Genomic DNA, 24328 nt, shown 5'->3' with positions numbered 1-24328 from the left:
ATACTATTTCTGACTGCGCTGCATTTCCTGATTCTCCATATAACTACGCATCCGTCGCATATATTCAGGTGCGTCCATCGAATTCCCTGCGATCATTTCAATTATACAGAGTCTTTCGGCGCTTTCCTTTTCAGCATGGATTATAGCCTGATCAAGCTCTCCATAGGTCCGGACCGTAACGGTAAACGCGTTACCTCCAAAAACTTCGGGGAGCTTGGTGTAAGACCATCGAGGGATTTGGTTGTACTTTTGATCCTCTGTTTTGACATTTAAATATTTCTCAATTGTATAACCATCGTTGTTCAAGACAAAGATTATGGGCTTGCAGTCGTAATAGAGCATAGAACTGATTTCCTGTGCTGTTAGCTGTAGGGCACCGTCACCTGTAAACAGCAATACTCGGCGTTCCGGCGCGGCCATAATAGCACCGAACGCCGAAGGGATTGCGTAACCGATGGACTGCCATCCACCTTGCCCAATATATGTTACATTGCCCGGCAGTCTTACCTCTCCCATTCCACTATAAAACGTTCCGGTCTCGGCGATTACAATATCACCCTCTTTCAGCATACGCTGCAAACGCGGATAATAGCCGTCAGCCATTAGAGGTCCGTCAGCAGTAGTTGTGAATTGCTCATAAGGGAATGACAATTTTTTTGTCAAACCTTTGCCTGTATAACTCAACTTCTGCACGGCAAGTAGCATGTCGGCTGCAAGAACATTCGGATATTCCGCCTCAGCGATTTTAACCATATCTGGTTGAATATTGACAGTTATCAGTGGGTTTAGCTTTGCGGTAAAACTTGCGGTGTTTGTGTCCGCCCATACCATGCCAATCGCAATGATACAATCTGCATTCTCCACCGTACTTTGGACTTCAGTCATCCCGAAAGAGCCTAGATACATTCCGATATAATTTGGATGGGTCTCGTCGAATCCCCCCTTCCCGTACAGCGTCGTTACAACAGGCACATTCATTGCATCGGCTAGCTGCCGAGTTGCTGTCTGAAGACCGAAACGCATCGTTTTCACATCCACCAGGATAACCGGTCGGTGGGCACGTTCCAAAAGCGGACGGACATGATTCACTGCAGCCTGAAGGGTATTCGGGTTGGATGTTGGACGTGGTGGTATTGGCTCTGCCCAGAATTTAATTGGCTTGGTCACTAAATCATTAGCCACAACCAGGTATACTGGCTTTTTCTTTTCCTTAGCAATGCGAATCGCAGTCTGAATTTCAATCTTGGCATTTTCCGGCGTAAGCACCGCGGTATATGCCGTAATCTGCTCATACACCTTGCGAAAGACGTCAAAATTCCCATCCATTAAGGTGTGATGCATCAGCTTATGCTCTTTTTGATCCTTCTCAGGAGGCGCACCCACAATGTGTATTATTGGTACATGCTCGCTGTTTGCTCCCGCTATCGCATTGCAGGCGCTGAGCTCCCCGACCCCAAATGTCGTAATAAGAGCTGATATTCCTTTGATTCTTGCATAGCCATCTGCAGCGTAGCCCGAGTTTAGTTCGTTTCGTCCTTCTATAAAACGGATGCCGTTATAACACTCCAAAGAATCAAGAAGTGTAAAATTATAATCCCCTGCGACACCAAAAATTTCGGTAATGCCCTCCAGTTTCAGGCAATCGAACAAATACTGGCCAACCGTTTTTTGAGCAGGTTCCCTTTGTAAACCAAAGTTACCCGTATTAATCATGTTGTCCATCGCTTGCTCACTCCTTATCCATTTCTTTTTAATAGTACTACCCTTTTTGATAATGCCCTTTAATTAAATCGGTTATCCGTTATGCAACAATTAATGGGGAAGAATTGCTCCTTATCTCTGGAGAAAGTCATAAAACAGGAGAAGGAGGCGAAACACTAAGACATTACCTGGACAAGATTCCTTACATCGGTGAAATCACCTCTGGTCAAAAGAATGTATTAATTAATATTCTAATGTTCTTTTTAAATTGTTTCCCTTTAAAATATCCCATTTATCATGCTCCTCACTCTTTTTTGCAAAAGTCTAGCTTACTTTTAAAAACTTTGTAACAGAACCTTAAAAATGATAAAAACCCACGAAGAAAATGAATTTTCACCATGGGTTTTTATCATTTAAACGGACTTTCGGGACACCTAACTCAAGAAGCATCCGCACCTTCAAACTGACTATTGTAAAGTGAAGCATAGAAACCATCAGCTTTCAATAACTCTTCATGATTACCTTGTTCTACAATATCCCCATCTTTCATGACAAGGATTAAATCTGCATCACGTATTGTTGATAATCTATGAGCGATAATGAAGCTTGTTCTACCTTCCATAAGGTTTTCCATCGCTTTTTGAATCAGTACTTCTGTACGAGTGTCAATGGAGCTTGTTGCTTCATCGAGTATTAATATTTTCGGATCCGCAATAAGGGCGCGTGCAATTGTTAGTAGTTGCTTTTGACCTTGGGATACGTTGCTTGCTTCTTCGTTTAGTTCCATTTGATATTTATTTGGTAATGTTTTTACGAAGCTGTGAACGTGAGCTGCTTTCGCTGCTTCAATTACTTCTTCGTCTGTAGCATCGAGTCTACCGTAACGTATATTTTCCATGATGGAGCCGTTAAATAGCCAAGTGTCTTGCAGTACCATACCAAACATGTTGCGCAGGTCTTCTCGCGTGAAGTCTTTTATATCGTGACCGTCGATACATATTGCACCGCTATTTATATCATAGAAACGCATTAACAGTTTTACAATCGTTGTTTTACCAGCTCCGGTTGGTCCGACGATTGCTACTTTTTGTCCAGGTTTAATGTTAGATGAGAAATTATTGATGATAATCTTATCTGGATTGTATCCAAATTGAACATCTTGGAAGGTAACTTCTCCTTGAACTTTTTGCAGCTTCACTGGATTTTCTGCTTCCGGCACTTCCTCTTCTTCTTCTAAAAATTCGAAGACTCTTTCTGCAGCAGCTGCAGTGGATTGAAGTACGTTCGCGATTTGTGCTACTTGAGCGATTGGTTGCGTAAAGCTTCTAACATATTGCACAAAGGCTAAAATGTCTCCAACTGCGATAGTTCTCTTTACGGCAAGCCATCCGCCTAAAATAGATACAGCGACGTAACCGATATTACCGATAAATGTCATAATCGGCATCATCATTCCAGATAAAAATTGAGATTTCCATGCGGAGTGGTAAAGGGTATCATTTACCTCTTCGAATTTTTTTACTTCTTCTTCTTCTTTGTTAAAGGCTTTTACGATATTGTGACCACTATAAATTTCTTCGACCTGACCGTTTACGTGTCCTAAATATTCTTGCTGGGATTTGAAGTATTTTTGTGATCGTTTTACGACTGCCATAATGAGAATCATCGATACTGGCAATATTAAAAGCGCCACTAATGTCATTTGCCAGCTGATTGATAACATCATGAAAAGTACACCGATGATTGTAATAACGGATGTGATGATTTGCGACATACTTTGGTTTAACGTTTGGCTCACCGTATCTACGTCATTTGTAATTCTCGATAATACTTCGCCGTGCGTTGTTTTATCAAAGTAATTCAGCGGCATACGATTAATTTTTTCGTCGATTTCTTTTCTGAAGTTATAAGATACTTTTTGAGCTACTCCAGAAATAATGTACCCCTGGATAATACCAAACACAGTGCTCAGTATATATAATCCAAGAAGTAAAATGACAATGTTTCCGATATAGGTAAAGTCAATGGCCGCACCGGGTGCTCCTGATACTTTGCTTACGAGTCCTTCGAAAAGTTTTGTTGTCGCATTTCCTAAAATTTTTGGACCAACGATTGTAAAGGCTGCACTACCGATTGCGAAAAGGATAACGACTAAGATTGATACTTTATAGGGATTCAAGTATTGAAGGAGTTTATTCATCGTTCCTTTGAAGTTTTTTGCCTTCTCAATCTTTCTCATGCCGCCGCCCATAGGACCGCCACCGCCAGGACCAGGACCGCCTTGTTTTCTATTTTCTATTTTTCTATCACTCATGATGACAACTCCTCTCTTGAAAGTTGTGATAAAGCAATTTGCTTATAAACTTCACAGTTTTCCATAAGCTCTTCATGAGTACCAGTTCCAACTATTTTTCCTTCGTCAAGTACAATAATCTTATCGGCATTCATGATTGTGCTGATTCTTTGGGCAATAAGTAAAACAGTACTTCCTGTAATCTCATTGTTTAAAGCTCTGCGCAATGCTGCGTCTGTCTTAAAGTCAAGAGCTGAGAAACTATCATCGAATATGAAGATTTCCGATTTTTTCGTAAGAGCACGCGCAATAGAAAGTCTTTGTTTTTGACCACCAGAAACGTTCGTACCACCTTGTGATATTTCTGTACGGAAGCTTTCAGGTTTCGCGTTAATAAATTCCATAGCTTGCGCGATTTCTGCTGCTTTTTCGAGTTCTTCTTCAGTTGCTTCTTTCTTACCGTATTTCAAATTACTCTCGATCGTACCTGAGAAGAGAACTCCTTTTTGCGGTACATAACCAATTTTCTCTCTTAATTCCTTCTGAGATACTTCTCTAATATCCGTGCCATCTATTAATATTTGGCCGCTTGTGACATCGTAAAAGCGTGGAATTAAGTTGATTAATGTTGATTTACCACTACCTGTACTTCCAATGAAAGCTGTCGTTTCACCAGGTTTTGCAATAAAGGTGATATTGGAAAGCACATCTTCTTCTGCACCCGGATATCTAAAGCCAACATTTTTAAATTCAACGTAACCTTTCTTGTCTGAAGCAAATGTTTTCGGCTCTTTTACATCACTAATGGTAACGTCAGTATCTAAAACTTCTGCGATACGTTGTGCGGAAACTGAAGCACGTGGAACCATAATAGATACCATTGAAATCATTAAGAAGGCCATGATGATTTGCATTGTATATTGCATAAATGCCATCAAATCACCAACTTGCATATGTCCCATATCCACTTGGTGTGATCCAACCCAAATAATAAGTACAGTAACGGCATTCATGATAAACATCATCATTGGCATCATAAATGACATTAAACGGCTTACAAATAAATTTGTGTTTGTTAAATCTTGGTTTCCTTTTTCAAATTTCTTTTCTTCATGTTTTTGATTATTAAAAGCACGAATGACGAGCATACCTGTTAAAGATTCACGAGTGATTAAGTTAATTTTATCTACTAACTTTTGGATACGCTTAAACTTAGGAATCGCGATGCTAAATAAACCAATGACTAAGCTTAAAATCGCGATTACCGCAACTGCGATAATCCATCCCATTGAAAGGTCTGTAGTAAGTACTTTAATAATGCCGCCGATACCTAATATTGGTGCATAGAATACAATGCGAAGCATCATAACCATAAGTGTTTGAACTTGCTGGATATCATTTGTACTTCTTGTGATTAGAGATGCAGTGGAAAACTTATCAAACTCCGCATTCGAAAAGTTTGTAACTTTCCGAAATACTTTCTTTCTAAGGTCTCTGCCGAGTCCAGCAGCTACTTTTGCAGCAAGTAAACTCACGATAACGGTAGCTGCCATACTTACTAAGGATAAAAGCAGCATTTTCCCACCGGAAGTAAAAATAAAATTAGATTGAAGCTTATCTACATTGATACCGATCTTTTTATACTCATTCTCAATGAATGAAACGGCTGATTGTGTTACCATGCTGCCTGGCATATTCTTAAACTTTTCATCTGCCTTTTCTTTCATTGCATTGATTTGATCTTGAGGAAGTTTCGCAATGACTGCAAAAGGATCTGTATTTGGCGGAATATTCGCTAGTGTTTTGTTGTCACCTGTCGCAGCAGGAGGGAAAGCAGATGCGCCGCCTTTTTCAATTCCTTGTGTAATTAACATTGGTTTCCCAAAGACATTGTTAAGTTCATTAATTATTTTTTTATCTTCTGTATGTAGCTTATAAAGTGGCTCTTTATCAAGATGCGGATAATCTTTTAAGTCATTTTTCAGTTCACTTTGAGAGAAGTTGTTCTTATCTAAAAGCGCATAGTTGTCAGCTACTTTTTTCTTTTCATTTTCATTCATAAAGAGCGTAAGTTTATCCATTTCACTTTTACGAATAACCTCAGGTACTGCATTTTCTACACCTTTTTGTTGAATACCTACATTGACAATGTTTGACATATAGTCTGGCAGTGATAGATCGCATACTGCCTGTACAGTTAAAAGACATACAACTGCAATGATGGAAGCAACAAATGGTTTTAAATGTTTAATAATCTTTAACATTTAATTCATCTCTCCATTTTCCTTATCTACTTTTTTTAGTTTTTACTCCGTTTCTCTCCTTTATTCTTCGCATTCTCAGTAATTCATTACAGCAGCTCTTTACGTATTTTTGCCCACAGATTAATTTTATGACTATATGAAGATATGATGCCACTTTTAGGATGTAGATGTTGTTTTATAGGACTTAAATCCCCAAAATAGAACGCACATGTTTCTTGATAAAACGATGATCTTGTTCCACTATATAATTAAAATATCTAACCAATCTTTTCTAGCGGAAAACCAAAATTTCGTAAACTACTTGACTTGATTGATGAATATCGGATTAATATGTTCCCTATAGTCTTAGGCAGTGGACTACCTTTATTTAAATAAATTACGGACAAGATCAATCTTAAACTTATAAAACCAATACATTTAAAACAGGAGTGGTTGGTCTTATCCACCAACCAGAGGAAAATTCTTGACTACTCGGCACTTCAACTATCGGGTGCTAATGTTCAACAACGCGTACCGAAAATAATCAAACATATTTTATAAAAAGCGATTCCATAAAATATGTTTGATTATTTTGATAACTCTTTTTTTCAAAAACGGGCTTTTTATATTAGGCAAATCAGCAGTAATAGACTTACCTTTGATCAAACATGTTTATAAACCCACATAACGTACAGGAAATCGGCTTTCATACAGTGGTCATATATTTTCAAGAATAACGGAAGAATATATAGAAAATGCTACATAAATGTGAAGTGTGATCAACTTAGGGGGGACAATCTTGTTCAATCAGATAGTAAAAGCTGTACCCAATTTATTTACGATTGGAAATTTATTGTGCGGTGTTTTTTCAATTACCATGAATATGAGTGACTATTTGGAAGTAGCCTCCATTTTTATTTTCTTTTCAGCTGTTTTAGATCTCCTTGATGGAAGAATTGCGAGAAAATTAAAAGTGAACAGTGAGTTTGGTGTACAATTAGATTCCTTAGCGGATATTGTTAGTTTCGGAGTTGCTCCTGCACTTTTATTTCATTCGATAGCAACACCATCTATTTTAACTTCTTTGGCATTTATCCTTTTCCCAACAATGGGTGCTTTAAGATTAGCTAAATTTAGTATAAAACCAACCATTGGATATTTTAAGGGATTACCTATTCCAGCTGCTGGATTACCATTGGCTGGTATGGGGTTGTTTTCATATAGTAATGCATGGATTACATTGATCCTCGCTTTCTTAATGGTAAGTCCAATTAGGTTTAAAAAACTTTAATTTGGATCCCGCCTATCGCTTTAATTTCATTTGTGATACAGTTCGTTAATATCCATCAAATTGAGGTTTTTGGTGTTATTCATCATTTTACGAATACAGCGATGGGACAGACTTTAAAGAGCTTAACTATTGTAATTGCTCATAATAGATTGTGAAATTGAATAGCCTCCAGTTTTTGAGGCTATTGTTTATATTTCTGATATGTATTTTCGCCTCTATATTGAACGAATCCACCTTTCTTCTCTAATACCTCAAACGATAAAAATGCACTTCGTTGCTATAAAAGGCAAAAATTTTTCGTTTTGTGGGTTATCTATTTTCTTAGCTTGATTGCGATGTAGTGGTACACCTTGTTTAAAAGAACTCCTACCTCTCAAAATACTTAGTTACGCCCAAATAACATAACAAAAAGATTAGGAAATCACTCCTAATCTTTTTGTTTATTACTATTCCATTGCCCCAGCAACATCATAATCATTTAAATCTAATTCAATCGGTTGCCCTAACGCAAGTTTCGCAAGTTCTGATCCTAAGTATGGACCTGCTGTTAATCCTGAAGCACCTAATCCGTTCGCAATGAGTATGCCTTCAAAATTAGGTAGTGGTCCAATAACAGGTAAGAACCCTGGTGTAAACGGTCTAAAGCCAACTCTTGTTTCAACCATTGTACCATCTTCTAAACCAGGCGCTACTGTTAACGCTTTATGGAATACTTCATGTAAACCACCAGCTGTTACACGGTGATCGAAACCAGTATCATTCTCATGCGTTGCACCAATTACGACATGGCCATTGTCAAATGTTAAAATATATTGATCGTTCGGCGGCATAACAACTGGCATATTTTCTGTTGCTGTATTTTCCATTTGTAAATGAACAATTTGTCCTTTTTGGAACGTAACTAAGAAATTAACACCTAATGGATTTAATATTTCGTTCGCCCATGCGCCTGCAGTTACCATTACCTTTTCCGCTACAATTGTTTCATCATTTACTTTAACGCCCGTAATATGATTCCCTTCACGGACTAATACTGCATCACCTTTTATGAAAGTTGCACCATGCTTTTTCGCAGCGCTTATTAATGCGTTGCGTAATAATCTTCCATTTACTCGTGCAGCGCCACTAATATGAACAGAACTATATTCTTCTGATAATGCCGGGAATAATTTTTTCGTTTCTTCAGCTGATAAACGCGTAATTTCACCAATCTCTGGTGCATCTTCACGGCGTTTATACGCTCGCTCTTCCATTTGATCTAGTTTTTTCTCATCAGTATGTAAACTAATTGCACCTACACGGTTGTAACCTGTATCCGTTTCACCTTCTTCTTCTAATTGCTGAATTAACGAAGAATAGTAACGTGCACCGCCTTTAACGATTTTATACCATGCTTTATTACGACGTTGCGAAAGCCATGGACAGACAATACCTGCTGCGGCATCTGTTGCTTGACCTACTTGTTGACGATCCACGATAGTAACGTTCGCGCCAGCCTTAGCAAGATGATAAGCAGTAGATGCTCCTAAAATTCCAGCTCCAACTACAATATACGATTTCATTTTAAACACCTTTTCTTTTTTACTAATTATATAAATATAAGAACATTCCTTAGTATAATGGAAGGAATACTTTTTTCAATGTACTCATCGCAATTAATTGTTGCATCATTGTGACGTTCCTAATCATTATTTTTTTTCTTACGGAATAATTCAATTGTTTTATATCCTTGTGAAAGGATTTCAATCATTTTCTCAAGACGTTTTTCACGTGTTTTTTCTTGTTTTACAGAAAATAAATTACGCGCCCAATCTTTTTGGTATCCAGGTGTTAAACTTTGATAAAACGTAAGTTCATTTGGATGATTAGCTAATAAAGCTTCAACATCTTGAATTCGATCTGCATAATCAGCTACACATTGGCTCATTGCAGGTGTTTTCGTCGCTTTTTTCTTCTCACGCTTTAAGCCTACAACAGTGAAGACGTCATCCATACTTACCATTCGCGCAAATTTAATATCGCTCTTTCCTACATACCCATCTTCTCCAACATTTAAAGCTGGAAACATTTCATCACGATGAATAAAAGTACTATAACGAGAATTACCTTTTTTCGGATACGCAAAAAATACATAACCTTTCTCAAGTAACAACTCTTCATTTTTAATAATGAAATTTGTATGCTCTACCATCTCATCAAGCGTTTCTACAAAAATAAAAACAGCATCATGCTCTTTAGAAAATGTAGTTGGTTTATCTCCAAATACTTCATAATCGTTTGGTTCGTTAATAACCACCATATTCGTATACTTATTAAGTTTTAATTTATCAATAACTGACATGATAATCTTCCTTTACATTCAATATTCATTTTATATATTTTTTATACTGTTCTAGTGTATTATATCTATTAAGAAAATTAAACTTGAAATCGTATCATTCTGTTTCAATAGACCATAAGTTTTTACTATAAGGAGTGGTTTTATGCCGTATGTAATCCGAGATGAAGGGCTAGTTTTGCAAGGAGATAATGGAAAAGAGCCAGTCTTTCATACATATGAAGAAGCTGAGGAAACGTTAAAAACGTTAACTATACCGCAGTTTCCGAAACATATTAGACGAAAACCATTTAAACCAAAAATAATAAAAATAGCCGCTTCTGAATAAGAACCGGCTATTTTTATATTCACAACTCAATAGCAAATAAAGTATATAAAAGCTCTTTATATTGATTTTCTGTAATTTCACGCTTCGTTTTTTCTCCATAAATAATTTCAGTTAAACTAGTATTCGTTAATGAGACATGGCCAAAGTTCGTCAATTTTACTGCAATGGGTCCTTTATTGAAAATAGATTTCTCATCTTCTATCACTCTTCTTTGAACATCGTTTACTACTGTCTCATCAATAATATGTTTATAAAAAGCATGACAAACTTTCCATTCTCCATCAACATCTATTCTTTCTAGAACATAGTTTCCTTTACTCGTATCTTTTTGTCTTACTCGATACGAACCGTTTTTAGAAGAAATTAGTTCGCCAGTAAACGGTACTGGCACAAGAGGTACTAATGAAGCAATACCTACATCAATTAAGTACCTTACGTTTTCGTAATTTAAAATAATTGTTATATGCCCATCTTCAAGTGCCCAAGCGTTTATATCATTTTTATATACGGTACCTAGTGCGAGTTGTACATCATAACCACTATCTTTTAAAAAATAGTAAAAAAGAGTATTTAATTCATAACAAAGCCCACCTCGAGAACTAGTTAAAATTTTCTCTTGTAAGTTTTTCATAGAAATTGTATTCGCAGTACTTGCTATTACATCTAAATTCTCAAACGGGATTGTGTGGGCAAATACAAAGAGTATTGTACTTAATTCTTCAAATTTTATTTCAGTACGTTTTTCAAGGTTTAATCTTGTAAAGAGTTGATCTTGTAACTTTGTCATATTCAGCACCCCTTAATAAGTTATAAGTTAAAATAATATATGCTGATTGTAAATTTGAAGGGATATTGTAACAATGTACATTTGCAGTTACTGTACCGGTACAAAATTTAAATTTGAAAAACATTTTTATATAAAAATACAAATAAGAGGCACCATCACGGATGCCTCTTTCGAATTACATTTTATATCTTTATTTCAATGAGCTTAATTTTTCAATTGCTTGTTGCTCAGTTGCTAAGAAAAAAATATCCTTACCTTTATTACATTCATAAATGAAATCTTTTAGGCTTTTACTATTGTGCATAGAAAAATCCCCGATAATAGCAATTTTCACGCTGTAATTAATAAACTTTTGAAGAATATCACCCGCAAGACGTGTTTTTAAGTCAAAGAAACTTTCACTTATTAATGATTTATTGATAGCAATCCGCTTTGAATCCGCTTCATATTGAACTGTTGCCATGAGATCTAATGCAGATTGAACGTCGGATATTAATACTGTATCGTTTCTGACGACGGCAATATTTATTCCGCCAATTACTACTTTCTTTATTTCCATAGTCTCACCCCTCTATAATTTATAAAGTATATATTAAACATGCTGTGTAGATCTTCATTAACACACATAAATGATTTGCCCCTGGCTCAATAACCTCTATTTCATCGTAAATAAATATTGTTTCAAAACTTCTCATACGGTCAATGAAATTAAGGGTAATCTATTTTTTTACTATTTTTGAAAATTTATCTCTCCACAATAACTTAATAAATTATCAAAAGAAGTAATCTCGGCATATGGTTTAGTGTCGGTATTATTCTTAATCATATTAGGATTGAACCATATGCCCTTTATATTTGCATTTTGACAACCAGCAATATCTTTTTCTAAGTCATCTCCAACAAATAGTACATCTTCTGATTGTACATTTAGCTTATTTAATGCTAATTCAAATATGCGTTTGTCAGGTTTACTAAATCCCGCTTCTTCAGAAATAATGATTGTATCAAAATAACGATTCAAATTCGTGTTAATTATTTTTGCTTTTTGCCTCTGAGTTGAGCCATTTGTTATAATTCCAACTTTAATATGTGCCTTTATAGTATTTATGATATTAATAGTTTTTTGGTTTATAGAAAAACATTTTGGGAAATTATTATTCCAAAAGTCTTGAATGTAATTGCGTGGTAATCTATATTTCGGTGGGAATTCATCAAAAAACGATTCCAAAACCTTTACTTTATCACTATGACCATAGCTTTTTTTATCATATTCCTTAAATTTCTGTAACATTTCGTTTCTTACTGCATGTTGTTTAACATCCCCATAAAACTTCTCTAAAATAATGAAAAACAATTTATCTACTGCCTTATCCCTATCAAGTAACGTATCATCTAAATCAAATAGCATCGCTTTATAACCCCTCAAATAATTTCACAACCTTTCTCGCATTATATAAATAATCCCTAATTCATATCTTTAAACTTTTGGTTTACCAAGAGAGTTGTTATTTAGGTGAGAATAACGATCAAACAGAGTAAAGGATTTATTTTCACCTTCCCGGAGAATTAATTCTAGCTTTAGAATCCAGTTGTTTTTCTCCGGATCAATTAAATGCTCAACTACTTCGAATGTATTTCAAGTTCCTTCCTCTTTACTACAATGTAGCCATTAGCCGGATAAACTAGATAAAAAAACTCCAAAGTTTGTGGCACACGCTTTAGAATTCCAGTAGCTTCTTTTATATTGAAATTCATTTCCTTTTCCCCTCTTGGTAAAGAAGTAAAAGTATATTTTCATACAATTTAAGAAATCACACCCGATTTACATTATTATACATTAGTTTTTCTTAAATATTAATCGTTCATCTTATTGAACGTGGAGCTAACACAATAACCGTCCTGTGAAGTCTCCTAATTCATCTCCACATAAACTCCAGATAGTAAGGCTATAATGACTACCAGAGGTGATATTATGAGGAACTATCATATTCTCGTGGTAGAGGACGATCAAGAAATTCAGGAATTAATTAAACAATTTTTAATGACACAACAGTATACAGTTGTAGTTGCATCAGATGGATTAGAGGGTATGACACAGTTTAATAAGCAATCCTTTGATTTAATCCTTCTAGATGTGATGATGCCCAATCTTAATGGATTTGAAGTTTCCAAGATGATTCGAAGTCAGTCAAACGTACCAATTATTATGCTAACTGCATTGGAAGAAGAGGAAGATCAAATGAAAGGTTTTGATCTTGGAATCGATGATTATATTACAAAACCCTTTTCATTTCATGTTTTGATTAGACGAGTCGAAGCTGTACTGAGAAGAAGTTATGATAACAATGTAAATAATCATTTGGTTTTTAAAGAAGTGCGTGTCGATGTTGATGCATATAAAGTGTATGTAAATGACGTTGAAATTTTATTAACGACAAAAGAGTTTGAAATTCTACAACTACTATTTCAAAATGAGAGAAAAGTACTTACAAGAGAAAATATCGTAGAAAAAGTTTGGGGATACGATTATTTTGGAGAAACACGAATAATTGATACACATATTAAAAACTTACGTAAAAAATTAGCTATCCCTTACATTAAAACAATAAAGGGTATTGGTTATAAAATTGATGAATAGAATTGTAAAAATCATGAAGATGAAGCAAATTACTTATAAACTCTTTATGACTACCTCTCTCATTTTGTTATCCTTTGCAGTATTGATTTATTTAACTTTATACTTCTTTCTCCCTACGTTTTATGAGCAATACAAAACAGATCAACTTCAAACAGGGATAAAAGAAATCATTGATAAGTCTAAAGATCTTACGTTTCAAGATGCGATACCACTTTTTGATGAATATGCCAAAAAAAATAATGCGATGCTTTATCTTCAAAATAATGAGGGAATAATTAAATACTCTCCTTCATTTTCTTTTACTCAAAATGGTTCGCAAACAACAGTAGTTACTAGAGCGACACGGTTCGATAATGCAGGTACCCTTAGCAATTCATATAACGTTACGCAACCAATTCAATTCCAAGATGGTAGTTTAACGCTTATAGTATTTGCTACATTTCAACCAATTGATGAAGCTTCACAGGTTTTAGTACGCTTTCTCCCCTATATTAGTATCATTGTACTCGTAATTGGTGTAGGGAGTGCTTATTTCTATTCCAGGTTTATTACAAAACCACTTATTTATATTAATGAAGGTGCACAAAAGATGGCAAATTTAGATTTCTCCGAAAAAATTGAGGTTCGCTCTACAGATGAGTTAGGAGAATTATCTAATAGTTTGAATGACATGTCTATTAACTTACAACAAGCTATGTTTGATTTACAAAAAGCAAATCAACAATTAAAAAATGATATTGAAAAAGAACGAGAAATAGAAACAAAACGCAGAGAGTTTTTTGCGATTGTAGCACATGAATTAAAGACCCCTCTTACTGTAATGAAAGGATACTTAGAAGGGATGATATACAATATTGGCCCTTATCAAAATCGTGATCAATATTTAAAGAAAAATCATCAAATTATTGAAAGTATGGAACAATTAGTTCGTGAAATTTTAAGCATGTCGAAATTAGAACAACACACCTTTAAACTAAAAGTAGAAGAAGTTAATCTTTCGAAATTAATAGATACAATCACAAAAGATCTCGAATTTTTTGCTTCTCAAAAAAGCATCCAAATAACAAAAGAAATTGATTCTAATCTTTCTGTTTATACAGATCGTGTTCTTTTTGAAAAAGCATGTAAAAATATTATCCATAATGCGGTTATGTATTCACCACATAATGAAAAAGTCTATATAAAGTTAAGTGAGGATTCTAAACAAGGTCAAATCAAAATGCAAATTATGAATACAGGTGTCAATATTAAAGAAGAGGATATACAACAAATTTTCAAACCATTTTATCGAATTGAAAAATCAAGGAATCGAAATACTGGAGGAAGTGGTTTGGGGCTATATATTGTTAAACAAATTCTTGAAACGCTAGATATAAAATATTCTATAAATAATATGGAACATAATGTACAATTTTGCATGAACATTCCATTATCTAAACAAAAAACAAACAAACTCCCCTCTTAGTAGGACGAGTTTGTTTGTTGTAGTTTTAGTATTGATATTTTTCGAGTTACTTTTTAAGCAATATTGTGATTAGCTTTTTTACCAATCCACATACCTAAGCCCACCATGCCAAGCCAACAGCAAATTGCTAACATAAACATCAATCGTTGTACGGATAACCCTTCAATCTGCATTTGACTCTTCCCAACAATTGTTTGGAAAAGTTGCGACCATTCGACATCGTAAAATACCCCTACTCCCACAATCACAATCAATATAAAAAATTGTAAAAATATATTCCCCATATTTCTCCATGTTGTGTAAATGAGTAAAGAAAGCTCTCTATGTGTAGCATTCACCATATATACTTTCATATTATTTTGAGAAGAGATACTATTAATGGCATAGCTCCCAAATGTAACGCTAAGGACTATAAATATTGGAGAATAAAACCCGAATATCATGATTAAAGTACTTACTAAAAACAAATGGATTGGATTAACTTTCTTAGCAGCTTTGATATCTAAAAATATGGACATCAAAATCCCTAATAGGTATGGTCCAACTACAATGAAAATACAGGTTAACATGTTATAGAAAGTAAAACTATAAAAAATACCTATCAAAAATAAATATCCATTTCCTAATCCAAGTAAAAATGATTCTGCCTTTAAGCGAATTGGTAAAGAAGATGAAAGTTTATGAAAGAACTTTCCTTTCAACAAACTCAAAAACATGAAACAAATAAGCGCTATAGAAAGTAGAAAAAAACAGAAAATATATTGTTCATTATTTATGTTACGACTTGTTCGTATCAAAAGAATAAGCATTGAGACAAAAAGAAACTTTCCTACTACCGATACGATAGAGATAGGTAAAAGCCCTTTGGCTAACTCTATTTTCGGCATTTTTTTTATAGCAAAAAGGATGCTGATTAAACAAATCCCATATATGCATGTTATCAGCGGCGGCGATAGAAAACTAATCGCTAACAATACGATTATTAGTAAAAGAAAAACGATACCAATAATAATCGCTTGTTGATTTTTATTATAAACCTTTCCCCCGCCTTCCACATGTAGAAACAATAAAGTACTCGTCATGGTAGAAATTGTACTAACTGCAAAACCAGAAACTAACGCACTTATTTCTAGCCATCTTGAACTCCATCCAAAAAAAGTAACACTAAGTAATGATACTATCAGAATAGAAACAGTCCAATATAAGGAGCGGTGAATCCCAGCCTTATTCACAATAGGTATCCAGATAAACACACCCGTCATATAAGTTGTATAAAACAAGATTGATGGCCAGTATCCCTCAAAGCCTTTCGAAATCTGTAATCCATAAAGAATGTAAATAAGCATGGGTGTAAAGATAGTCGTTATTAGTAGACTAAATGTAGTTATACTTTGCACCACAAGTCTTTTTTGTTTTGTCGTATGTATCGTATAACACCTCACTTAAAATGAAATCAGTAGTTGTTATTACTTATTCTATCCGAAACGAGGTTGTTATATATGCGCTATCCAATTGGAATTCCCGTTACAAGGAAAACTCAATCTAAATCCATATTAAATTAAGTGAAGTTCAAAAAAATGGATTTTGCGATGCTTAAAAACAAAGTTAATGGATATATTAAAAACTTTAATCATAAATGGAACAAATGTGTTACTTAGATTGTCTATTACGTATAAAAAAGGTGCTTTTGGTAGTTCTCTCATTTTGTAATGCAAGAAACACATGAGGAGTGCTATCTGGTACATTTGTTAGTTGTATCGGTATGTAAAATACCTAAACAAAATCCATAAATTCTTGAAAGAGGTAGAAAATGTATGATAGTTTCAAAGAAGTTTTTTCACATTTCGCATTATAAAAAGATGTTACCTGTAGTATTACTTTCATGTGTAACGCTTATAGGCTGTTCCAATAGTAATATTCAATCCGAACCACCGAAACAAACCAAACAAGAAAATACAAGTAATCATTCTTTTGTTACACTTGAAAAAGAATATGATGCTAAACTTGGTATTTATGCATTGGACACAGGTACGAATCAAACTGTTACTTATCGTTCAGATGAACGGTTTGCATACGCATCTACCCACAAAGCCCTTGCTGTTGGAGCACTGTTACAAAAGAAATCAATAGAAGATTTAGATCAAAGAATTAAGTATACTAGCAAAGATCTTGTGAATTACAATCCAATTACTGAAAAATATGTAGATACAGGTATGACTTTGAAAGAGCTTGCGGATGCTTCCATTCGATATAGCGATAATACTGCACAAAATCTTATTCTTAAGCAATTAGGTGGGCCAAGTGAATTCAAAAAATCACTGAGAGACATAGGAGATACTGTTACAAGCCCTGAACGTTTTGAACCAGAATTAAACGAAGTGCAGCCAGGAGACACTCGTGATACTAGTACCCCAAAGGCATTAGCTACTAGTCTTCAAGCTTACGCTCTAGGCGATATACTTTCAATTGAGAAACGGAACTTTTTAATAGATTTGATGAAAAGAAATACTACGGGGGACAACTTAATTCGTGCTGGAGTTCCAGGAGAATGGGAAGTAGCCGATAAGACTGGCTCTGGGTCTTATGGAACAAGGAATGATATCGCAATCATTTGGCCACCAAATAAAAAGCCAATTATTCTTGCGATACTTTCTAATCATGCTAAAGAGGATGCGAAATACGATGATAAGCTTATTGCAGACGCAACTAAAATAGTGTTAGATTCTTTAAAAGTAACGAATAAATAATAATAGTCATGAATGTAAGCTGCTCCTACTTTACGGTACATATAGTCTGAAAGACATATACGTATCTAAACGCTAAAAAGTATCATTGAATTTAAATAAATTATTCAATACCAAATAATAAGCATCTCTTGTTAAAAGGTTTACTATGTTTTAAATGAGCAAATACTTTAGTATATATAGCTTTTGAGTAATCAAATTTTAGTTTTTTTGAAATTTAGTATGCAGCACTGGAAGACAGATTAATTCACTATAATTGTCGAATATTCTGTGCTTAGTTATCTCCAGGCTGATATACTATAAATCCAATCGTTCTAGAAGGGTGATGATATTATGTATGAACAACAAAATAATAGAGATAAAGATCAAAAAATGATGTTTTCTATGCAAGGAGTTCCCACAAATAAAGTTAACATGAATCAATTACCTAAATGGATTAGAATTTTCGGCTATTGTGCGTTTGGTTGGATGATAATATTTAGTTTAATTATGATTGTAGGTTTAATTCTTCAATAACTATACAGATAAACAGTTAAACGGGACAGTATTTAGATCACACATCTAGATACTGTCCCGTTTTTTATATGCAATTCTTCAATGATATAGTAAACCGATCATAACAAAAAGAACCTGTAGAATATACTACAAGTTCTTTTTCAAAAATTGTTAAAAAGGGAATAACAAACTATCTTAACATTCAATACAGGGAGACCATTTTGATTATGACTTGGTTATATTGTATATCAAATATAACCATTTGAAGAAACTGATTTCGAAAATTTTGTGAATTAAAAAACTAGGGTGTTTATATTAAATTTCGTTTACTACCAACTTCTTCTTACTTAAATAAACTGTCCGATCTGATTTTTTAGCAACTTCCTGTGAGTGCGTCACAACAATAATACATTTATTTTCTTTATGTGCAAGTTCTTGAAACAGTTCTATTATATCCATTGCCGTTTCTTCGTCGAGGTTTCCTGTCGGCTCATCCGCAATCAGTAAATCAACATTACAAGATAACGCTCGAGCGATTGCTACACGCTGCTGTTGCCCGCCACTAAGTTGCAGAACATTTCGTTTCGCTTCTACTTCTGTAAGTCCTACTTTCTCTAATAATTCTAACGCCCTTGCCGTTTTATTTTGCACTTTAACACCTGTAATTTCCATTGCTGTTAAGACATTTTGAAGAGCAGTCATATAGGTAATCAAATTATAAGATTGGAAAATTACCGATACATTTTGATTACGGTACCGATCCAAACCAATTTTTCGAATATCCTTTCCATTAAACAGTACATAACCATTTTTAGGTATATCTAGCCCGCAACCTAAGCTAAGAGTAGTGGTTTTACCAGATCCGGATGGTCCTAGAATCGTGTAGAAATGTCCTTTTTGAAAAGAAAAGTTAACATTTTCTAGTATCGCTACTTTTTTTCCGTTACTTTCATAATAATAATCTAAGTTTTTAAATTGTAAAATCGTCTCCATATCGAGCCTCCTTATTCATCTTTTAAAAGAATTTGTTTTGGATTCAGGCGTAGAATAGATAATGCTGGAAGAAGCGTTGCTAATATAGCAATAGCTAGTCCAATCCCCCCCATTTTCCCTACATCTTCTCCTGTTACACTTACATCAATTTTATCAATCGGATCCTCTTTTTGATTTTGTACAGTTCCACCAGGTCCAGACATCATTACAGTACCATTTTGCGGGGTGTCTCTTTCTTCGCTTGCTGTAGCAACTTCATTTGAAAGTAAATTATCCCCTATATATTGAGAAACTTTAGTTCCTGTTGTTATGGATAATCCAAATGCTAAAATAGCGATACATACTACTTCTACTACGAACTGCGCCATCAGCTTCCACTTTTTCTCTCCAATGGACAATAGAATCCCCATTTCCTTACGACGTGTTTTAATCGATAACATAATGATTAACCCTAATATAATCGCACCTGCAATTGATACAATATAAATAATCATTTGAGAAGTAGATGAGATATTTTCGATAGGCCCAATCATTTGTTTGTACAACGAATCATGTGCATCTAATTTGTAATAATTAAAATCAATATCAGATTTTTTCGCTTCTATTTTAAATGCTTCAATGTTTTGTGGATCTTTCAAGAAATACACGACTTGAATGCTACTTATACCTTGATCTACTTCTAGTTTTTTCATAGTTGAATGCGGCATATAAAGTTTATTAGCTGGATCCATTATAGGTGGGGCCTGTTGACCCATTGCTTGCTCATTCGTTTCGTAAATACCGATAATTTCAACCTCGAGGTTTTCCTTCTTATCCCCTGATTGCACTTTAACTTTGTCTCCTACTTTTAAATTGTTTAGTTCCGCTAATCGTTTTTCCATTAAAGCTACATTCTGATCTTTCATCTGTTCTGTAATTGGTTTCCCATCAATGATTTTACTTTTTCCGTTCTTAAAGCTTTCTTGTAATGCAGTCTTGCGAACTCCCTCAATCATAAAAGAAGCATTCATATCTATTTCTGTACCGGAGCTTGAACCGCCTCGTACAGCCGCCATTCCCGCTTTACCTTTTCCTTCTTCTTCTCCTTCTGAAGCTCCTACTAGTTTAAGGCCATCAGAAATTCCGAAAGTATTGCTTATGTAATTATAGTCTTTTACATACTCTGACTTCGCTAATTGATCTGCTTCTTTCGTGTTGAGCTTTGGTGGATTAGGCATCTCTCCAGTTTCCCGAGCTTGTTGACCTAATTTGTCAAAATCAAGACTTAAAGTAACATCTGCACCTAGTTTTTTTCTTGCTGCATCCGCAGCTTTTTTTGATGCATTTTGGATTGTAAATCCTGCCAACACTAAATTTGTAACAATTAGGAAGACTGCCATCAAAATTAATGATGTTCCTACTCTTTTTTTCATACTGAGAATTGCTCGTTTCATAAAGTTCATTTTTTTCTTACCTCCTTGATAACTTGTATTCTATATAGGTTATCTAGAGTCTATATGGAGCTAATCGGTAGTTTATCTAGAGATATAAGGAGTTTATGTGTATTCAATGACCTGGTCAAGAAAAAATGAAACACAAATTCAAAAACGCAATCGTTTTTGAATTTTGGCAAGGAGGTATGGCTTTAGATAGCATTGAATGAGAGCATACAAATCCATGCTTATTACGTAATTTCTATACAACAAATAAAAAGCAACCTATTTGAATGATTCTATGTGTGTTTGTTAAATATAAAAATCCATTAAAGAATATGGAGTTTTATTGAAGTTGGTCGGGTTTTCTAATAATAATATTGTGTTAAAAAGCCTAACTTATAATTTTATAAGTTAGGCTTTTATGCTATCTATAAGAAAAAGTTATAGAGACTCATAATATTTTATAATTTAACCTATTGTATTTAAACAGGTAAAATAAAAGTAACAAGTGCATACGTTAAGGAGGTTTTTTGATAGTGACAGAAACTATAACATTTAGGGTTGCAACTGTAGATGATTTAGATAAAATTGTACAAATGCTTGCTGATGATGTTTTAGGAAATAAAAGAGAACGCTATGAAACACCACTTCCTGATAGTTATATAAGAGCATTTCATGCTATTGATTGTGATCCAAATAACGAATTAATCGTAGCATGTGATGGGACAGAGATTATTGGTCTTCAACAAATTACATTTACGCCTTACATTGCACGTCAAGGGGGTTGGAGAGCTACAATCGAGGGTGTACGGACAGCCTCATCAAAACGTGGTAAAGGTATAGGAAGTAAACTTATTGAATGGGCTATTCAACGTGCTAAATTACGGGGATGTCATTTAGTACAGTTAACAACAGATAAAGAACGACAAGAGGCTTTACAATTTTATAAGAAATTAGGTTTTAAAGATTCTCATGAAGGATTAAAACTCTTTCTCTAATGAATATAGCTATTTATATACCAAAAAGACGTATATTGTAAGGTAAATTAACTATAGGCTTCGAAAATTATGGTAACTATCACTGTATTAAATATACAAATTGACACATTGTCTTTCATATAAATTACGTCACTTCAAAAGGTGTACCTTTTGATACGAAAATAAGCAAGTTAATGTTCTCTTTTATGAATGAGAATATTAACTTGCTTTTTAGATTTTAGTAAAAATTATTTATATTTTTATTTTATTGATAGCTTTATAATATAATATACAAATTCCTTACCTGTTTTATAATTCAAGCATCTACTATTAGGAAAAGAGAATATTTTACAATTAATTTACAGCATAAATATTGTCCATCTTTTAGACAATATGTATTTTGGAGGAGGTTAATTTGATTTTTTCAAAGCTCATTGATCGATATGCCTTGTATGATTTGCACAAAAAAAGAAGTGTCGAGTTTCAGTATACTTCTCTTTCTAACACCTCACTAGATATAAAGGACATAGAATTTTTTTATAAAGTACAACCATCTAATATTCATTTTAACATTAAGAATTCAAAGCAGGAAAAGGAATACATGGTGGGACAATTCAAATATAAAAGCTCGGTTCAATCTGGTGATTCACGCAACGACTCTGTAACTGGGGAATTATTTTTACATAAAAATGCAGATGCACCTCATGTCATCTTTGTTCACGGTTGGAGAATGGATTCTAACGAACGTGTAAAAAAAATATTTCACGACCATATGACCAACTTGAAGTGGAATATGTATTATTTCACTCTACCCTATCATTTTGAAAGAAAACCCAACCAATCCTTATTCAGTGGAGAGTACATGGTAAGTGCCAATATTGAACGAACTGTAGAAGCAACTAGACAAGCGGTAGCTGATTTACGAACTTTGATCAAATGGATTAAAGCAAATAAAAATGGTCCCTTGATTTTAATAGGAATCAGTTTAGGTGGAGTTATTACTAACTTAACATCTCTTGTTGAACCAGAAATTGATGTGTTAGCATCCATTTTCTACGCGAATCGACTCTCTTATTCAATTTGGAAGACAAATCCAGGTAAATTTATTAGAGAAGACTTGGAACATCATGGTGTTACGTATGATGATTTAATAGCTTATTGGAAAATCACTGAACCGAGTCAAGCATTACCAAAAGTAAAAAAAGAAAATATTTTATTAATTTCAGGCAAGCACGATCTATATGTGCATTCTGAGGATACGGACTATTTGTGGGAATCCTGGGAAAGACCTACGCGATATATTTATACATGTGGGCATGCTGGGATTGTCCTTAAACGTAAAAAAATTGCAATTGATACTATCAATTTTATTCAGAATCGATTGAACTCCCAAAACTTCCCCAATGACATGCCTTAAATTGTGAGGGAGTAGTACCAACATTCGTATGCTAAGATTCTTACAACATAAAGATTGTTGATAACTTGTACGTGTCAGTAATGCTGGTTTCACTAGCAGGAAGTGGAATCAGATTTGGATAACTGTACATGAAACTAACCCACTGACAGTCGGAAACCACTTGAATGATATTACTTGTTAGCAAAATACCTTTATTATGATTTCCACCTTTTCAGTGTAAAACAGTTCTTCCTTTAAAATGACCTCCAATACGATTTAAAGTAATGCTATTTGTTAATTCAAAAGACTCGACCTATTCAACTTGTGGAGAATAGTAATGAGGATGAGAAAGGGCTATACTCAAAATCCCTTTGATTTGTTTTTAGATGGTAAAACATGTTTCTCTACTCTTTCATATAGAGTAAGCAATTGCTTGATAAAAGAAAATTTAGGTACTAACCAATACGAAAGTAACGCTGAAATACATCCTATTAAAGCCCCTATTGCAACATCGAAAGGATAATGAACCCCTACCCAAATACGAGAGATCGCTACACAAAATGCAAGTATAAGCCATAACCATCTAGTCTTATTACGCACAAGCCAAAACGAAAAACAAATCGAAAAAAAGAGAATCGTATGGTCACTAGGAAATGAATTATCTACAGTATGGTCGACAAGTTTATTAACATGAGGTAATACTGCAAACGGTTGATAATTCAAATGAAATTCCCCTGCTATTTTTCCAATCACCTCAGCAATTACAAAAGCAACCATCGCTTGAATAACCATCATCCTACTTTTTCTGGACCCAGTAAACCAATAAGCTATAATAATTAAACTCAAAATATATACCATATATTCTGCCAAAAATACCATGGCTGAGTTTAGGAAAGAATATTGTTTACCTAAATCATTAATTGCTCGAAAAATATCAATATTGAATTGAGAAAAAGACATTTTCAAATCCCTCCTTTTTAGTAAGGTGTTTTACTATTTGCCATATACCTTCATTACATGAATAATTTGAGTTATTGTACTCAACTAAAATATCAACCTCTTATGACATCGCTTTCTTCTTTTTCACTTTAATAAAAAAGGAAAAAGGAAAACATCGAACTTTCTTACAAACATTCATGCATTCTTACAGTTTTGTCATTTTCTCGTCACTTTGTAAATCGGTTCACCGTCTTATCTTTTGCTATTGTCAAAAACTCTTATATC

20 protein-coding genes and 3 pseudogenes are annotated in these 24328 nt (G+C 34.3%); 9 read left to right on the top strand and 14 right to left on the bottom strand.

The window, feature by feature from the left end; genetic code table 11:
* Positions 1 to 3: 3 nt before the first annotated feature.
* The gene (locus QUF93_RS14880; protein WP_289375591.1) at positions 4 to 1722 is read right to left on the bottom strand and encodes an alpha-keto acid decarboxylase family protein; all 1719 of its coding nucleotides are present in this window, start codon (positions 1720 to 1722) and stop codon (positions 4 to 6) included.
* Positions 1723 to 1796: 74 nt separating this feature from the next.
* Between QUF93_RS14880 and QUF93_RS14875 the strand changes: the two are divergent.
* Positions 1797 to 1946, top strand: a pseudogene (locus QUF93_RS14875) (FAD-dependent oxidoreductase); the annotation flags it as partial.
* A 194-nt stretch (positions 1947 to 2140) separates the two neighbouring features.
* On the opposite strand, the gene QUF93_RS14870 reads toward QUF93_RS14875, so the two are convergent.
* The 3 genes and pseudogenes from QUF93_RS14870 to QUF93_RS14860 form a co-directional block, all read right to left on the bottom strand.
* Entirely contained in the window at positions 2141 to 4015 is a 1875-nt protein-coding gene (locus tag QUF93_RS14870) for an ABC transporter ATP-binding protein (protein WP_289375589.1), read from the bottom strand.
* A complete protein-coding gene (locus QUF93_RS14865) occupies positions 4012 to 6258 on the bottom strand; it encodes an ABC transporter ATP-binding protein (RefSeq protein WP_289359265.1) in 2247 nt (748 codons plus the stop codon). Before QUF93_RS14865 ends, QUF93_RS14870 begins: the two co-directional genes overlap by 4 nt.
* Before the next feature lie 190 nt (positions 6259 to 6448).
* A pseudogene (locus tag QUF93_RS14860) lies at positions 6449 to 6526 on the bottom strand (IS6 family transposase); the annotation flags it as partial.
* A 510-nt stretch (positions 6527 to 7036) separates the two neighbouring features.
* Here QUF93_RS14860 and pssA point away from each other — a divergent pair.
* Positions 7037 to 7528 carry a CDP-diacylglycerol--serine O-phosphatidyltransferase gene (gene pssA, locus QUF93_RS14855; RefSeq protein ID WP_088059017.1) on the top strand — a complete coding sequence of 164 codons (492 nt, stop codon included), beginning with the start codon at positions 7037 to 7039 and terminating at the stop codon, positions 7526 to 7528.
* 446 nt (positions 7529 to 7974) lie between these two features.
* Here the strand turns inward: pssA and QUF93_RS14850 are convergent, their stop codons facing one another.
* Complete coding sequence (locus QUF93_RS14850; protein WP_289375587.1) at positions 7975 to 9090, bottom strand: NAD(P)/FAD-dependent oxidoreductase; 1116 nt, start codon at positions 9088 to 9090, stop codon at positions 7975 to 7977.
* Positions 9091 to 9209: 119 nt separating this feature from the next.
* Positions 9210 to 9869 carry a YdeI/OmpD-associated family protein gene (locus tag QUF93_RS14845; RefSeq protein WP_289375585.1) on the bottom strand — a complete coding sequence of 220 codons (660 nt, stop codon included), beginning with the start codon at positions 9867 to 9869 and terminating at the stop codon, positions 9210 to 9212.
* Positions 9870 to 10011: 142 nt separating this feature from the next.
* On the opposite strand from QUF93_RS14845, the gene QUF93_RS14840 reads away from it, so the two are divergent.
* On the top strand, positions 10012 to 10194 hold the full coding sequence (locus tag QUF93_RS14840; RefSeq protein ID WP_289359262.1) for a hypothetical protein: 183 nt from the start codon (positions 10012 to 10014) through the stop codon (positions 10192 to 10194).
* Between the two features lie 19 nt (positions 10195 to 10213).
* Here QUF93_RS14840 and QUF93_RS14835 read toward each other — a convergent pair whose 3' ends face one another.
* From QUF93_RS14835 to QUF93_RS14825, 3 genes are all read right to left on the bottom strand, one after another.
* Complete coding sequence (locus QUF93_RS14835; RefSeq protein WP_289359261.1) at positions 10214 to 10981, bottom strand: arylamine N-acetyltransferase family protein; 768 nt, start codon at positions 10979 to 10981, stop codon at positions 10214 to 10216.
* Positions 10982 to 11171: 190 nt separating this feature from the next.
* Positions 11172 to 11540, bottom strand: coding sequence for a DUF4180 domain-containing protein (locus QUF93_RS14830; protein ID WP_289375584.1), 369 nt, complete (start codon positions 11538 to 11540; stop codon positions 11172 to 11174).
* Positions 11541 to 11711: 171 nt separating this feature from the next.
* Positions 11712 to 12389 carry an HAD family hydrolase gene (locus QUF93_RS14825; protein ID WP_289375582.1) on the bottom strand — a complete coding sequence of 226 codons (678 nt, stop codon included), beginning with the start codon at positions 12387 to 12389 and terminating at the stop codon, positions 11712 to 11714.
* A 564-nt stretch (positions 12390 to 12953) separates the two neighbouring features.
* Here QUF93_RS14825 and QUF93_RS14820 point away from each other — a divergent pair.
* Positions 12954 to 13619: a response regulator transcription factor gene (locus QUF93_RS14820; protein ID WP_289359258.1), complete on the top strand. Its 666-nt coding sequence runs from the start codon at positions 12954 to 12956 to the stop codon at positions 13617 to 13619.
* Positions 13612 to 15084 (top strand): sensor histidine kinase, encoded by a 1473-nt coding sequence (locus QUF93_RS14815; RefSeq protein WP_289375580.1) that lies wholly within the window; start codon positions 13612 to 13614, stop codon positions 15082 to 15084. Before QUF93_RS14820 ends, QUF93_RS14815 begins: the two co-directional genes overlap by 8 nt.
* 53 nt (positions 15085 to 15137) lie before the next feature.
* On the opposite strand, the gene QUF93_RS14810 is transcribed toward QUF93_RS14815, so the two are convergent.
* Positions 15138 to 16430: a hypothetical protein gene (locus QUF93_RS14810; RefSeq protein ID WP_289375578.1), complete on the bottom strand. Its 1293-nt coding sequence runs from the start codon at positions 16428 to 16430 to the stop codon at positions 15138 to 15140.
* A 468-nt stretch (positions 16431 to 16898) separates the two neighbouring features.
* Here QUF93_RS14810 and bla point away from each other — a divergent pair, with 468 nt between their 5' ends.
* Positions 16899 to 17831: a class A beta-lactamase gene (gene bla / locus QUF93_RS14805; protein WP_289359255.1), complete on the top strand. Its 933-nt coding sequence runs from the start codon at positions 16899 to 16901 to the stop codon at positions 17829 to 17831.
* Positions 17832 to 18161: 330 nt separating this feature from the next.
* Positions 18162 to 18344 carry a hypothetical protein gene (locus tag QUF93_RS14800; protein WP_289359254.1) on the top strand — a complete coding sequence of 61 codons (183 nt, stop codon included), beginning with the start codon at positions 18162 to 18164 and terminating at the stop codon, positions 18342 to 18344.
* A 294-nt stretch (positions 18345 to 18638) separates the two neighbouring features.
* Here the strand turns inward: QUF93_RS14800 and QUF93_RS14795 are convergent, their stop codons facing one another.
* Positions 18639 to 19316: an ABC transporter ATP-binding protein gene (locus QUF93_RS14795; protein WP_289375576.1), complete on the bottom strand. Its 678-nt coding sequence runs from the start codon at positions 19314 to 19316 to the stop codon at positions 18639 to 18641.
* An 11-nt stretch (positions 19317 to 19327) separates the two neighbouring features.
* A complete protein-coding gene (locus QUF93_RS14790) occupies positions 19328 to 20758 on the bottom strand; it encodes an ABC transporter permease (protein ID WP_289359252.1) in 1431 nt (476 codons plus the stop codon).
* Positions 20759 to 21267: 509 nt separating this feature from the next.
* Here QUF93_RS14790 and QUF93_RS14785 point away from each other — a divergent pair.
* Together QUF93_RS14785 and QUF93_RS14780 are read left to right on the top strand one after the other, a co-directional pair.
* Positions 21268 to 21729: a GNAT family N-acetyltransferase gene (locus QUF93_RS14785; protein WP_289359251.1), complete on the top strand. Its 462-nt coding sequence runs from the start codon at positions 21268 to 21270 to the stop codon at positions 21727 to 21729.
* A 394-nt stretch (positions 21730 to 22123) separates the two neighbouring features.
* Positions 22124 to 23125 (top strand): alpha/beta hydrolase, encoded by a 1002-nt coding sequence (locus QUF93_RS14780; protein WP_289375574.1) that lies wholly within the window; start codon positions 22124 to 22126, stop codon positions 23123 to 23125.
* A gap of 40 nt (positions 23126 to 23165) precedes the next feature.
* Here the strand turns inward: QUF93_RS14780 and QUF93_RS14775 are convergent.
* Both QUF93_RS14775 and QUF93_RS14770 read right to left on the bottom strand, forming a co-directional pair.
* Positions 23166 to 23486: pseudogene (locus QUF93_RS14775) on the bottom strand (MBL fold metallo-hydrolase); the annotation flags it as partial.
* Positions 23465 to 24064 carry an undecaprenyl-diphosphatase gene (locus QUF93_RS14770; protein WP_289375572.1) on the bottom strand — a complete coding sequence of 200 codons (600 nt, stop codon included), beginning with the start codon at positions 24062 to 24064 and terminating at the stop codon, positions 23465 to 23467. The gene QUF93_RS14770 and the pseudogene QUF93_RS14775, both read right to left, overlap by 22 nt.
* Positions 24065 to 24328: the final 264 nt, after the last annotated feature.

It is taken from the genome of Bacillus hominis (assembly GCF_030348325.1).
Classification (GTDB): domain Bacteria; phylum Bacillota; class Bacilli; order Bacillales; family Bacillaceae_G; genus Bacillus_A; species Bacillus_A hominis.
This window is presented reverse-complemented; position numbering and strand designations above follow the sequence as displayed.